Annotated in this window: 9 protein-coding genes and 1 pseudogene; all 10 read left to right on the plus strand. The window is 42.7% G+C overall.

Features of this window, described 5'->3' with window-relative positions:
• Positions 1 to 134 precede the first annotated feature (134 nt).
• Positions 135 to 3,824, plus strand: coding sequence for a S8 family serine peptidase (locus FQV28_RS19640; RefSeq protein ID WP_146496514.1), 3,690 nt, complete (start codon positions 135 to 137; stop codon positions 3,822 to 3,824).
• A 453-nt stretch (positions 3,825 to 4,277) separates the two neighbouring features.
• The gene (locus tag FQV28_RS11145; protein ID WP_146496516.1) at positions 4,278 to 6,632 is read left to right on the plus strand and encodes an SH3 domain-containing protein; all 2,355 of its coding nucleotides are present in this window, start codon (positions 4,278 to 4,280) and stop codon (positions 6,630 to 6,632) included.
• Between the two features lie 120 nt (positions 6,633 to 6,752).
• Complete coding sequence (locus tag FQV28_RS11150; RefSeq protein WP_146496518.1) at positions 6,753 to 6,944, plus strand: hypothetical protein; 192 nt, start codon at positions 6,753 to 6,755, stop codon at positions 6,942 to 6,944.
• 221 nt (positions 6,945 to 7,165) lie between these two features.
• Entirely contained in the window at positions 7,166 to 7,879 is a 714-nt protein-coding gene (locus tag FQV28_RS11155) for an IspD/TarI family cytidylyltransferase (protein WP_146496750.1), read from the plus strand.
• Positions 7,876 to 8,901 carry a ribitol-5-phosphate dehydrogenase gene (locus FQV28_RS11160; protein WP_146496520.1) on the plus strand — a complete coding sequence of 342 codons (1,026 nt, stop codon included), beginning with the start codon at positions 7,876 to 7,878 and terminating at the stop codon, positions 8,899 to 8,901. The genes FQV28_RS11155 and FQV28_RS11160 overlap by 4 nt, the downstream gene beginning before the upstream one ends.
• Before the next feature lies 1 nt (position 8,902).
• Entirely contained in the window at positions 8,903 to 10,051 is a 1,149-nt protein-coding gene (locus tag FQV28_RS11165; RefSeq protein WP_146496522.1) for a CDP-glycerol glycerophosphotransferase family protein, read from the plus strand.
• 18 nt (positions 10,052 to 10,069) lie between these two features.
• On the plus strand, positions 10,070 to 11,974 hold the full coding sequence (locus FQV28_RS11170) for a CDP-glycerol glycerophosphotransferase family protein (protein WP_146496523.1): 1,905 nt from the start codon (positions 10,070 to 10,072) through the stop codon (positions 11,972 to 11,974).
• A gap of 266 nt (positions 11,975 to 12,240) precedes the next feature.
• The gene (locus tag FQV28_RS11175; RefSeq protein WP_146496525.1) at positions 12,241 to 13,047 is read left to right on the plus strand and encodes an ABC transporter permease; all 807 of its coding nucleotides are present in this window, start codon (positions 12,241 to 12,243) and stop codon (positions 13,045 to 13,047) included.
• 48 nt (positions 13,048 to 13,095) lie between these two features.
• Positions 13,096 to 13,884: a teichoic acids export ABC transporter ATP-binding subunit TagH gene (gene tagH, locus FQV28_RS11180; protein WP_146496527.1), complete on the plus strand. Its 789-nt coding sequence runs from the start codon at positions 13,096 to 13,098 to the stop codon at positions 13,882 to 13,884.
• Between the two features lie 358 nt (positions 13,885 to 14,242).
• Positions 14,243 to 15,035 (plus strand): annotated as a pseudogene (locus FQV28_RS19230) (hypothetical protein); the annotation flags it as partial.

Here is a 15,035-nt window from a genome sequence, read left to right on the forward strand (position 1 = left end):
GTACTCCGCCATTCCGTAAAGAATAAATTCGAAATTATCAAATAATTAGTAATAACTTCCCTTATTTTATGTTATTATGCGGGTAATGATACTTTTCTGCTCATAGCATTCCATAATCTTGAGGGGGTCTCACAGTGAAAGAGTGGCGTACGGTTTTATTGATAACATTGGTATTTTTACTTGCACTAGGTTCAGGGCTGGCCGGAATTTCGGTCAAAAGCGCGGCGGCGCCTGATCCGGAAAACCCGAAAGCGGAAATTTCGGCGGAATTGCTGAAACCGGAAGACCCGAACGAGAAAGTCCGGATCATCGTCGAGCTCGAAGGCGCACCGGCGATCAGCAATGCCACCGAAAAAGGGATGCTTTACAAGGCCATGCCTGAATCCACAAAAGAAAGTCTGGAAGCGGCCATAGCCGAAAGCCAAAAAACCGTCAAAGCCGCTATCTCGAAAACAGCGCCGGATACCACTTATTTAGAAAGTTTCTCGGCAGTCTTTAATGGATTTTCAGCAGAACTCGAAGCGAAACAAGTAGAAAAAATTGCGGAGCAAGAAGGGATCAAAGCGATTTTCAAGGCGACCGAATACGAACGGCCGGCCGCTAATCCTGAGATGATTCACTCCAAGGAGCTTGTCCAAGCCCAGCAAGTATGGAACGACTACGGCTTGCGGGGGGAAGGGACGGTTGTCGGCATCATCGATACCGGCATCGATCCGTCGCATAAAGACATGGTCCTGAGCGACAACACGACAGCAGAGCTGACAAAAGCGGAAGTGGAAGCGCTCGTGGCTGACAGGGCGCTTTTGAACGGCAAGTTCTTTACGGAAAAAGTGCCGTTCGGCTATAACTATATGGATGGCAATAATGAAATCCGTGATATTGGAGCGGGTGCCACCATGCACGGCATGCACGTCGCCGGAACAGTCGGAGCGAACGGCAACGAAGAAACGGGCGGCGTCAAAGGCGTAGCGCCAGAAACACAGCTGCTCGCGCTGAAAGTCTTTTCGAACGATCCGTTAAACCCGTCCACATACGGCGACATTTATGTTAAAGCAATCGATGACGCAATCAAGCTTGGCGCCGACGTTATCAATATGTCGATTGGTGCAACAGCCGGATTTGTCGATTCGTCGGACCCGGAACAGCAAGCGGTCGAGCGTGCAACGGACAACGGGATTCTCGTTTCCGTCTCTGCGGGAAACTCGAATTTGCTTGGCTCCGGATTTGCGCCGCCTCTTGCAATCAACCAGGATTACGGCTTGACCGGCTCGCCAAGCGTCTCTTATGATTCATTCGGCGTAGCGTCGTTTGAAAACAGCCGCATCACCGCCAAAAGCTTTGCAAAAAACATAAACGGCGCTGATGCCGGACGCAGCATTTATTTCCTTGCCAACGATGTCGATCCTGTCGAGTTGCCGCAAGACACGTATCCGGTTTTGGATGCGGGCCTTGGCAAACCAGAAGAGTTTGAAGGAAAAGATTTCGTCAATAAATTCGCACTTATCGCACGCGGCGAAATCACATTCGCGCAAAAAGCGTTGAACGCGCAAGCGGCTGGTGCAGTCGGCGTCATCATTTACAACAACGTTCCAGGGATCATCAACATGGCCGGCGACCCGGCAATCCGGATTCCGTTCCTGTCGATTTTGCAGAGTGACGGTTTGGAAATGAAAGAAGCATTAGCTGCAGGAAGTGAAGTGGCAGTTGCTTTTGACGGCGAGTACTTGGATGTAGCCAGTCCGACAGCCGGCAAAATGAGCGATTTCACGTCTTGGGGCCCAACACCGAACTTGGATTTCAAACCGGAAGTGACCGCACCTGGCGGCAATATTTTCTCGACCTTCAACGATGACCAGTATGGGCTCATGAGCGGGACATCGATGGCAGCGCCGCACGTTTCCGGAGGCGCGGCATTATTGTTCCAGCGTTTGCAGGATGAACTGAAGATAGATGGAGTGGACCGTGTCCAATTCGCTAAAAACTTACTGATGAATACAGCCAATCCGATTGAATTCGCCCAAGGGCAGTTCGTCTCGCCGCGCCGGCAAGGTGCAGGGCTCATGCAGCTGCACGATGCGCTGTCGGCCAAAGCCATGGTTACCGACAAAGCAACCGCCGAAGCGAAAGTGGCGCTAAAAGAAATCACTGGCGACAAATTGGCATTCACGCTGACCGCCAAAAACTTCTCGGCGGATGCCGCCACTTACAACGTGGCGCTTAATGTCCAAGTAGACAAGACAATGAATGGAGGCGGCACCCGGTTCGTCACCGATCCGAATACACTTGGTTCGGACAACATCACCGGAGCGGTTTCCATAACAGCGCCGCAAGCGGTGACCATTCCGGCGAACGGCGAAATGGAAATACCGGTGTCGATTGATTTGTCTGCTGTCAGCCCTCAGTTAAGAACCGTATTTACCAACGGCTTTTTCGTGGACGGCTTTGTTACGTTGACCGATGCGAGCGAAGAAGTGACGGGCAATCCGGCACTGGTCGTCCCGTATTTCGGCTTTAACGGCAATTGGAACGATGCCGATATTTTTGACGAATTTGCTTGGGATCCAATGACTTTCTACGGCACTACCGTCCTTGTGAACAACCAAGGGATGATCATGAAAGGCGGCACCCATGAAGCGAATTTTGTGCCGGAGCAATTTGCCTTCTCGCCAAACGGCGACGGCATGTGGGACATGATTTATCCGTATTTTTCACTTTTGCGCAATGCAAAAGCGCTGGAAGTGAACGTTTTGGATGCCGGCGGCAAAAAACTGCGGACGATCCGAAGCGATAAAAAACTGACGAAAAACTTTAGCCCGCTCGCAGCTTATATCGCGAATCCGGCTTATGGCTGGAACGGCCAAGTGCTCGGCAAACTTGTGGAGGATGGCGATTACCAAATCCAGCTGCGCGCTGTCATTGACTATCCGGACGCAGAATGGCAATCCATCGAATTTCCGGTCATTGTTGATACCGTGGCGCCGCAAGCGCAGGCAGCCTATAATGCGGACACTGCCACAGTGGAAGTCGCAAGTTTCACCGACACTGAAGAAGGCGCTGGACCCGACCGCTGGGAAGTGTTCCTGAACGGCACCGAACTGACGGAAGATGCCACGACGCCAGCCGATGAATCTCTGGCGCCGGCAACCCGGAACTTCAAACTTCCGGCGGCATTAAAAGCGGGAGACGAACTTGTCGCCATCTTCTATGACGTCGCCGGCAACCGCCAGCAAGTTGAACTTAATGCCGCTGCAAGCGCCGCCGCTTCGGAACCGACTATTTTTATCGATTCGCCAACCGCTCTGTCCATCCATAACACGGACAAAATCATTGTGTCGGGGCATGTGGAAGATGAATCGAAAGTAGCATCGGTTACAGTGAACGGCGAACCGGCGCTGCAATTCGACGGCCGGAACTTCAATCACACGCTGGCACTCGAAGATGGTGTCCAAGAAATTAACGTGGCAGCAGTCGACGACAGCGGCAACGATCTGCAAATCCGGCGGCAAATCTTCGTCGATACGACAGCAGCGGAACTGACGCTGGTCGATGTGCCAAAGAGTGTGCCAAAAGATCAGAACGAAGCCGAAATCACCTTTAACGTCAAAGACAATTTTGATGAGATTCGGGTATATGTCTACGACAGTGAAATCTATGCCCATAAACTCTCCACTCCATATGAAGTGAAGAATTTCGATGAAGAAGTAACCGCCAAAATTCCGGTGCTTGAGGAAGGGGCGAACGATTACAAACTCATTGCGACCGATTTAGCTGGAAATACGACTGAAGTGGAATTTTCGATAACGAAGGAAGCAGAGAAGGAATGAACAAACAAACGAATACCATAAAAACATCTATTGTAAATTGATCAAAGAAGTTGAACAAAAAGTTTAGCTGCTTGTAGACATGAATCCAGGATTTCTTGGATTCATGTTTTTTAATTGATCTTTAGTTGTTTAAAGGCATTGAACGTAACATGCGCTAAGTCAGTGAAAGTTTGTTCGTAGTCTGAGGTGCTGAAGAGCGCGTCTTTTTTATTTTCAACATAGAAAAGGCTGTGGAATAGCCCGTCAAATTCACATAACCGAACTTGTTTAGAAGATTAGCAGATGCTGAAAAGATGCTAATAACCAAAAAAAACCAAATTATTGATAATAAATAATCAGAAATTCTTTTCCATCTATTTACATGTGCCCATTTCTTGTTCATAATAATAGTACCTATTATTGGAAAAAAGATAGGTTCTTCATTGAAAAAGGAACAAGAAGGAGAAGGTAAGTTTGAAACATTTGTATAGAAGACAAAAAGGTATTGCAGTGATTTTTTTACTGCTGCTTGTTTTAACAAGTATTTCTTTTATGGCTGAGACCAGTTATGCAGCAGAGTCTTACAAGGGGATCGCTATAAAAAATTCGACTAAAATCTACAGTGCTGCATCAAGTAAATCGACTGTTCTTATATCTTATCCGCAAGGAACAAACTTGAAATACACTTCTTATTCAAGTGAATGGTACAATACGACAGTCGTGGTGAATGGAAAAAGCCGAAATGGCTTTATTAGTAAATCAGATGTTGAAAATCAAGACAATACTCAACAAAGCTTAAGCGGAATTACAGTGAAATCTCCTACAGCTGTCTATTCTTTGGCTTCCACTAGCTCCAAAAAGCTGAAGACGTATAGCAAAGGGACAATTTTAAAGTATAAAACGTTCAGTAAAAACTGGAATACAGCCGTAATTGACCTTAAAGGGAAAAAGACGACGGTGTATTTACCAAAGAAAGATGTAGAAAATCGCTATACGGAGCAAAAGAACTTAAAAGGTGTAGCATTAAAATCGTCGACGGTTGTTTATTCTCAACCCGCCACAACTTCAAAAAGTTTAAAAGCGTATAGTGAAGGAACCGTATTGAAATACAAAACCTTCAGCAAAAATTGGCATGAAGCGACCGTTAGTGTAAACGGCAAAGCAACAAAAGGCTATATCTACAAAGCGCATGTCGAAAATGCGGTAGACAAGCAAATTGAGTCAAAAGGCATTGGCTTAAAAAGCCCTACTGCTATCTATTCGCGTGCCTCTGCCAATTCCAAAACATTAAAAACTTACGCGCAAGGCGCCATCCTTAGCTATAAAACTCTTACAAGCAAATGGTACGAAACGACTGTTTCTATTAATGGCAAGAAAACTACAGGGTATATACATACGAGCCATATTGAAAAACTCAGTGCTGCAAGCAAATCGGTAAAAGGCGTGGCCTTGAAAACGCCGACAAAAATTTATGCGTTGGCATCCAAGAACGCAAAAGTGCTGAAGACCTACTCGAAACCTGATCAGCTTGAAATCAAAAAACTGTCTCGCAATTGGTATACCGTAAAAATTAAAATTTCCGGTAAAGAAGTTGTGGCGTATGTCCATAACGGCGATGTAAGCGAAGATCGCATCTCCACAAAAACAGTCTCATATCAAACGGATTTCAAGAAAGTTGTAGATGCCCAGCTGAACTTGTTTGCTCATCCTCAAGTTTCAGGAAAAACGGGAGGCTGGATGGATGCTTCAAGAAAACAAGTAGAATACTATGCAAACCCGTCAAACTTTAAGAAAAATAGCACAAACTATTATCAATTTTTAGTATTGTCGAAGCCGGCAGGCCTCAACGCAAAAGAAGTGAACCAGAAAGTTTTATATAACCATGGGATCTTAACTGGAAAAGCTCAATCATTTATAAATGCAGGAAAAAAGTATAAGGTCAACGAAGCATACTTAATCGCGCATGCATTGCTAGAAACCGGAAATGGCCGCTCCAAACTAGCAACTGGTATTCCTGTAGACGATAAAGGGAAAATAGTAAGCACAAAAAATGCGGACCATATCGTCTATAATATGTACGGCATCGGGGCAACAGACAAATGTCCGGAATCTTGCGGAGCCAAAAAAGCTTTTGAAAAAAAATGGTTTACGCCTGAAGCGGCTATCATCGGAGGCGCAGATTTTATCCAGGACTATATTGTCCAGGGACAGGATACATTATATAAAATGCGCTGGAATCCGGCAAAGCCAGGCGACCATCAATACGCGACAGATATAGGATGGGCTGTAAAACAAACAGCGAGAATCGAGCAGCTTTACAAATTAGTAGATAACTTCGTATTGGTATACGATGTACCGAAATATGCAAACCAACCTTCATCTTCAGGTGATCCGAACGCTTATTTACCTGTAAAACCTGTCATATATCCTGTAGGAATCTACGGCAGCAATATTGCAGGAATGGAATTGAATTTAAGGGACAAACCGACGACAATCGGCTCTAAAATCTTAAAAAAAATTCCGGACAAAGCCAAAATAGAAATCCTTCAAAAGAATGGAACATGGTATAAAGTGAAGTACAGCGGAAAAACCGGCTGGGTAAGCGGAAGCTACGTCAAGTTGCTGAATCTGTTGGAAGTGAAAGCGAACGGTTTGGTTATTCGCGAGAAAGCTAGTACTAGTTCAAAATCCTACGGATCAGTAAATAAAGGCGCTTTTCTTCCTGCAGTACTAGATAAAAGCAATAAAATCACTAAAGATAAAGACTGGTATAAAGTCACTTATAAAGGCAAGCCAGCATGGATAAAGGGCAGCATTTCAGTAAAATAGTAAATCAAGTTTCTGGAAGACCCGATGCTTCGGCAGTATCAGGTCTTCTTTTAATTGGGGGAAAATTGGATTGCCTCTTTACCTAGTGTCAACGTTTAAAGATTACATCTGGAAAGCGACTTGGCGGCAATCGATGACAGCAAGGTTTATGTGCATCCGCTTTCTGCTCTTTATAAAATAGAGAATTTCGAAAAAGAAGTGACGGCCAAAATTCCGGTGTTCGAGGAAGGGGCGAACGATTACAAACTCATTGCGACGGATTTAGCTGGAAATACGACTGAAGTGGAGTTTTCGATCACAAAAGAAGAGTAAAGCCATTAAACCTTCAATATAGTAGAATATGAATAAAACACAGTTAATGGGGTATCCTACCAAGGGTGCCTCTTTTTTGCCGTCAACGTTCTGACTGACAGTTAACGATGGAATGCAAAAAAGTCTTATGAAAATCAAGTAATTATGGTAGGTCTTTAGTCAACTTGAAAAGCGCAGGCATTATGTTACAATTATCCATATATAATGACGAGGTGATTGGATTGATTTATGCTGGAATATTGGCAGGAGGAAAAGGCACGAGAATGGGGAACGTTCCGATGCCAAAGCAGTTTTTACTGCTGAACGAAAAACCGATTATTGTACATACCGTAGAAAAGTTTCTATTGAATAATAAATTAAACAAAATCATAATTGCAACGCCGAAAGAGTGGGTCAACCACACGAAAGACGTACTGAAAAAGTACAAAATCGATTTGCCGAAAGTGGAGATCACCGAAGGCGGTGCTGATCGCAACGGCACAATCATGGCTATTGTCGAACACATCAAACAACACCATGGCCTGACGCCGGAAGATATTTTGGTGACGCATGACGCGGTACGCCCGTTCTTGACGCACCGGATCATCGAGCAGAACATCGAGCTCGGGCTTCAGCACACGGCTGTTGACACGGTAATTGAAGCGATCGACACAATCGTTGAATCGACAGGCGGCGATTATATTTCGTCTATTCCGGTCCGGGGGCATATGTACCAAGGGCAGACGCCGCAAACATTCAACATTGAAAAGCTGCAGGAACTTTACGGCAAATTGACGGATGATGAAAAAGAGATTTTAACAGATGCATGTAAAATTTTCGCTATAAAAGGCGAGAAAGTAAAATTGCTTCGCGGGGAAATTTTTAACATCAAAGTGACGACACCATATGACTTGAAAGTTGCCAATGCGATTCTACAAGGAAGTATCGACAAATGATCAACCAAATTTATCGACTCGTATCTCCAAGACAATTTGAAATCAGCTATAACGACAAATGGATCGCCTCAAGCGATGTTGTGGTGCGCCCGACGCACCTTTCTATTTGCGCTGCGGATCAGCGTTACTTTACAGGGACGCGCGGTGAAAAGGCGATGAAGGAAAAATTGCCGATGTCATTGATCCACGAAGGTGTTGGCGAGGTGGTGTACGATCCCGAGAACCTTTTGCCGGTCGGTACAAAAGTGGTCATGGTGCCAAACAACCCGACAGAAGTAGATGAGTTCATTGCGGAAAACTACTTGCGCACAAGCCAATTCCGTTCAAGCGGTTATGATGGTTTTATGCAGGACTATGTCTTTATGGACCGCGGCCGCTTGGTCGAGCTTCCACAGGATATCGATATGGATGTGGCGGCGTTTACGGAATTGGTGACGATTACGGTGCACGCATTGAGCCGCTTTGAACAAAAGGCCAACAAGCGCAGAGGATCTTTCGGCGTTTGGGGCGATGGCAACTTAGGCTATATCACCTGCCTGCTGCTTAAAAAGCTGTATCCGGAAAGCGAAGTCATCATTTTCGGCAAAACCGATTACAAGATGAATCATTTCTCTTTTGCGGACCGGGCTCTTAAAGTTGGCGATATTCCAGACGGATTTGAAGTTGACCATGCCATCGAATGCGCAGGCGGCATCGGCAGCCAGTACGCACTCGATGAAATCATCGACCATATCAAACCGGAAGGGACCGTTTGCTTGCTTGGTGTAAGCGAACATCCGATCGAAGTGAATACCCGCATGGTTCTTGAAAAAGGATTGACCTTGATCGGCAGCAGCCGGAGCGGCGCCGCTGATTTTCAGCGCACTGTCGATATCTACAAAGAATACCCGGAAGTGGTGGACTATTTATCGACATTGATCGGCAACGTCTACGATGTTACTTCTATTGAAGAAGCGGCGAATGCGTTCGAGACCGATTTGTCCAATTCGTGGGGCAAAACCATCATGCGGTGGAAAATTTAATATGAAAGTAATCCAGAAAATAAAATACTTTCTTTTTTGGGTTTTTAAAATCGTCTATCAAAGCTGTTACCGTGTGCTTTCTTTGGTTGTGCCGGTAGATGAAAACAAAATTCTGATGGTGGTTTCACGCTCAAAGGATTTAGAAGGAAACCTGAAATTCATACACGATGAACTAATTACACAAAAACCCGACGCAAAGATTCATCTTATTTCTTCAGCAAATAAGATGAATCTTAAGTTGTTTAAAGAACTATTTGCGATTGCCGGAGCCAAATATTTGATACTGGATGATTTCTTTTTGCCGATCTATTTGATCAAACCAGCAAAAACACTGAAAGTCATCCAGCTTTGGCATGCGGCAGGCGCATTTAAAAAATTCGGCTACAGCACAGTCGATAAAAAGTTCGGCCCGGATAAAGGCTATTTGAAAATCGTTCCGGTCCACTCCAACTACACACACGTCTATGTTTCTTCGCCGAATGTGGTTCCGCATTATGCGGAAGCGTTTAACATGCCAGCTGAGAACATCTACCCGCTCGGCATTCCGCGCACGGATATGTTTACCGATCAAAAACATAAATGGGAAACCATTGAGAAGATCAGGCGTCAGTATAGTCAGGCGGTTTTGGACAAAGTGGTCATTTTATTTGCCCCTACATACCGTGCAGCCAATAAACAAAAAGAATCAGAAGTGGATTTCATCAAAATCTTAACCGGACTCGCGGCGGATTTGGATCCTGAAAAGATCCTCGTTTACAAACCGCATCCGTATCTGATGAACGATAGCCTCGAGCAGCTGAAAAACTTTGATAATATACTGGTCGCAAAAGATTATACGGTCAATGAATGGATGCTGATCGCCGATGCCTTTATCACTGATTATTCATCAGCGATTTTTGAATTTGCTCTTTTGAAAAAACCCCTGGCGCATTTTGTTCCGGATTTAGCGGAATACGAAAAGGGACGGGGTTTATACTATCCGATTGAAAAAGTTTCGGACGGGGAAATCCTTCACGAATACAGCCGGCTCATCGCCTGGATCAACAGCCGCACAAAAAACGAAAGCTGGAATACAACGCGCATGCTGTCGTTTAATTTCAGTAATATATCAAATTCTACAAAACAAATAACCAAACATTTTTTATCATAGCTCGGGGAGTTGTAAACAATGAATGTGTCGTCAGTCGACAATGAGAAAGTCGTATTAGCAACGAACGGTAAGCTTCTTAGCGAAGTTACCCATATTAACTTGAAAGGCCCTCGTTTAGAGATTGAAGGCTACGCTACTATAGAAGGCATCAATTCCTATCAGGAAAACAGAACAAGAAAAGTACTATTGATTGTTCCGAGTATCGATATATCGGCATACCGGGATCGGAATTTTGAGCTGGCTGATAAAACAAATGATGAAATTATGGACAGTATTACGATTAAAGCGCCACTTGACAATTGCTTGATAGCAGATGTATATGAAGAAACGGAAGATTTGTCGGAAGAATTCGCTTCTTCGTTAGGTGGATTCAAAGGCAGCATTGACTTATCGACTATATCAAAAGGGCGGCCATTGGAAGCGGGCGAGTTTCATATTTTTATAAGCCTTGAGCAGCTGGATGAAGAAAATGATTTCTTAAAACATCATAAAGTAATTCCACTTTCGACGAGTCCAAACTTTCACAAAGATAATGTTTTAACGACACGGTTAGAATATTTCTCCAACAGTCTAGTCTTGAAATACAGCTTAATGCTGTCTTTTGATAATTACAGTAAGAACTTGAAGTTGAAAAATAATATTCTGCAGTCATATGATCCGCGAAAACTTCAAATGGATGAGGTGCCGGAAGAAAACCGTCGTATTCGAGCACTGAAAAACCGCTTGTTCCGAATGTTCTACTTTTTCTTTTGTTTATTTCCCATCCAGAAAACCAAAGTCATATTTGCTTCAGACAGCCGAGTTGACTTGAGCGGGAACTTCTTTTTTGTTTATGAAGAAATTTTGGAGAGGGATATGAACCTGGATATAAAGTTTTTGTTCAATGAACGTATTGGCTCCAAACGGACCATTGTTGATTTGGTTAAAACAGCGTATCATTTTGCAACTGCGAAAATCATTTTACTTGATGATTTTTATCCGATGATCTACCCATTAAAAATCCGGAAAAAAGCGGATTTAATTCAAATCTGGCACGCAGCTGGAGCGTTTAAAACATTCGGTTTCAGCCGATTAGGCCGTCCAGGTGGACCTTCGCCATTATCCAAAAACCATCGGAACTATACAAAAGCAGCAGTCAGTAGTGAAGGGATTCGCGGCAATTACGCAGAAGGATTCGGGATATCAGAAGATAAAGTATATGCCACTGGACTTCCAAGAGCGGATATATTCTTTGATGAAGAATACAAAGAATATGTTAAAACCTCTTTGCATGCCAAGTATCCATTCATGCGCGAGAAAAAAGTCATTTTATTCGCCCCGACTTTCCGGGGTAATGGGCAGGCTTCCGCCCATTACCCATACGAACATTTGGATATGGAAGAGCTTTACAACGCATTGGGCGAGGAATACGTCTTCGTCATGAAAATCCATCCCTTTGTAAAAAATAAAATTACCATTCCCTATGAATACAGCGAATTTTTTGTGGACTTAAGTGAATATCGGGAAATTAACGACTTATTGTTAGTGACGGATATCTTAATTACAGATTATTCCTCAGTTTGCTTTGAATTTGCATTATTGAACAAACCAATGCTGTTTTTTGCTTTTGATGTCGAAGAATATATTGCCTCACGAGACTTCTATTATGATTACTTTAGCTTTATTCCAGGTCCTTTGTTGAGAACGACCAAAGAAATTATCTCTACCATTAAAAATGAGCAATTCCAATTAGAAAAGATTCCGCCTTTTGTAAAATACTTTTTTAACGATACATTAGGGAAAGCTTCGAAGAACGTGGTGGATCAATTGATTATTCCAAGCTTAAATAATGAGCACTTAGTGGATGACCAAGAGAAAGTCATATTGCCGCCTGCTAAATCAAGAAAAGAATTATTTGATCGCTCAATACAGATGGTCGATTAAAAGTTAGGCTCTTACACTATGGAGAAGGCACATTTGCGGTCTTCTCTTTTTCTTAAAAAACGAAAAATTTAAATTGAAATTCTTGTTTTACTGCACGTTAAATCAGAAAAAAACGTCTGCTTATAGACGTATTATAAAAGCCTGCCCCATAATGTTATATGCTATACTGTTTGAGGAAAGTTAAGATGTTTAGGCAAAACCGATCCAAAAATACTTGAAAACTAATCAGCTCCCTTAGAGCTATTTGGAACTGAGGAAGGAACAATATGAAGTCACTATTTAATATTATTAAAGAACAAATAGGATCAATCTATTTGATCCAGCGTTTGGCCATGTTCCATATAAAAATCGATAATCGGAACAATGTATTAGGGTTTGTCTGGGAAATTTTAAATCCCGCTATTCAAATGGCAATGTACTGGTTTGTATTCGGTCTCGGACTAAGAGAAAATAATGGCATCAATGGAGTTCCATTTATCTTCTGGATGCTCGCGGGCATTTCGATGTGGTTCTTTATGAACCAAGGGATTCTGGATGGCACGAAGTCCATCTATCAAAAATTCAATTTGGTAGCGAAGATGAATTTTCCATTATCGACGCTACCAAGTTACATCATCACGAGCAAGCTTTATGGGCATCTGTTCCTGTTGGGAATCTTGATGATTTTGTTCTGGATCAATGGCTACTGGCCATCAGTTTACTATATCCAGCTTGTGTATTTCATTGCAATTTCATATCTGTTTACATTTGCGGTCACTCTATTAACATCAACGCTTGCAGTAGTAGTCCGTGATATTCAAATGGTGGTCCAATCCAGTTTGCGCGTTTTGTTCTTCTTGTCGCCCATCCTATGGCAGACAGAACGTTTGCCGGATTTCGTCGAGCCATACATGCAATTAAACCCGTTCTATTATTTAGCAAATGGGTACCGCGCTTCGCTTTTATACAATGAATGGTATATCATCGACCAATGGCAATTGACCGTTTATAACTTAGGGGTAATTTTCCTGCTGCTATTAGTAGGTTCAGCAGCTCACTTCAAGTTTAGAAACCGTTTTTCTGATTTTATATAAACAGCCACAGTTCCAATGGAAAAGATTGAAAGTGGGAAAGGTGTTCACATGAAAGAAGCCGTAGTTATAAAAAATGTATCAAAAAAATACCGGATGTACCGTTCGAAGAAAGAACAGATTACAGATTTGCTCTTGCCTGGCAGAGGCGGAAAGAACTTCAATGCGGTCGAAGATGTTTCCCTGACTGCGTATGAAGGGGATGTCATCGGCCTTGTAGGAATCAATGGTTCCGGAAAATCCACATTGAGCAATATGATCGGTGGTATCGTCCCGCCTACAACAGGAGAAATTATCAAAAATGGAGATACCCATGTGATTGCGATCAATGCCGGGTTGAACAACGAATTGACTGGCATTGAAAATATCGAGTTCAAGTGTTTGTTAATGGGATTCAGCAAAGAAGAGATCAAACGGGTAACACCGGAAATCGTCGCGTTTTCGGAACTGGGCGATTTTATCTACCAGCCTGTCAAAAAATATTCGAGCGGGATGAAGTCAAAGTTAGGGTTTGCCATTAGTGTTTCTGCAGATCCCGATATTCTGGTCATTGACGAAGCTTTATCCGTAGGAGACCAGACATTTACCAATAAAAGCCTTGATCGGATGAATGAGTTTAAAGAAAATGGCAAGACGATTTTCTTCGTAAGCCATAACTTGGGCCAAGTTAAAAAATTCTGTAAAAAAGTGGCGTGGCTTGAAGGTGGAAGGCTGAAAAAGTATGGATCGACAGAAGAAGTCATGGCTGAGTATGAAGAGTTTATCGAACATTACAAGAAGCTTTCCAAAAAAGAACAAGAAGCGTTTCGCAAAGAAACAGCCAAGCGACGAGAAGGATAAGTTTTTACATGTTAATGTGCAACCAATAAAATCCAATTTTATAAGAATTTAAAAAAGAGTCCAGACCAATTGCGGTCTGGGCTCTTTTTTAGGTACAAAGAAAGGGTGAAATGAAATCGCTTAAATTTCAAAAATTACAATTTGAGTGTAAAAATAACTACATTCTTTTAATTTTTTTGTAATAAAGAACAGAAAGTCAGGAAATTTTACACAATCAAAAAAATGTTAGTGTATGATAGAGTAAGTAAAGCTCAAAACAAAATAAGTGGTTAAGTTCTAAATATTGGTAGAAATTAAGGCGAAAGTAGTTATGAAGCTTTACAAATAAGAGGAATAACGTTAAGGGGGAGCAAGACAAGTGAAATTAGTAAAAATTTTAACTGCAATAGTCTTAATACTTACATTAGGGCTACCTTTGTCTGTCTCTGCGGCAGATAGTTCAGAATCAATAAAAGTGAATAAGGAAATAATGGTTGAGAACGAAGAATTACTAGAAAATAATTCTTTGAACACTGATAGTATAGATCAAACAGAAGCACCAGATTTACCCATTCTAGAGGAAGAAGTAATTTCAGAAACCTCTATATCAAATAATAGTATTGATACAATTACACCAAATGAAATTGTAGAAGAAAAAGAAGTTGAAAAAGATGTGCCAGTTTTAGATAAAGAAGAAGCTGAACAATCTGAATCTACTTCCAATAGCAATCCCGAAGAGCCTTTTGAAGAAAAAGAAGTTATAGAAAATAAAACGACCCACGCAAATCCAGCAACAGAAACCCCACAAGAACAAGATAGTAAAATTCAACGAATGGAAGTTGCTCCTGTAGCAATTGAAAGTAACATTAGCAAATTAGGTCATTTGAAATCTGAAACAGTAAGAATTTACAGCACTTATAAAAATTTATCCGATTATCAACAAGCGGGAACCGGCCATACGCACGAAGTGTACTACATCAAGAAACAGGCAGAATACAATGGCGATTTATACTACTTGGCCAGCCGCAACCCAAGCAGCACCTCTGGTGTGGTCGGCTGGGTGAAAGCAAGCGACATGTCAACCAAAACCCATGTGGGAATCGACAAGAACCCGAAGGTGTTCTACCTGACGGGGAGCGGCCATGCCTATGAGAAAGCCTGGGGGGGACGCC

This window comes from Planomicrobium sp. CPCC 101079 (genome assembly GCF_007859275.1).
Classification (GTDB): domain Bacteria; phylum Bacillota; class Bacilli; order Bacillales_A; family Planococcaceae; genus Planococcus.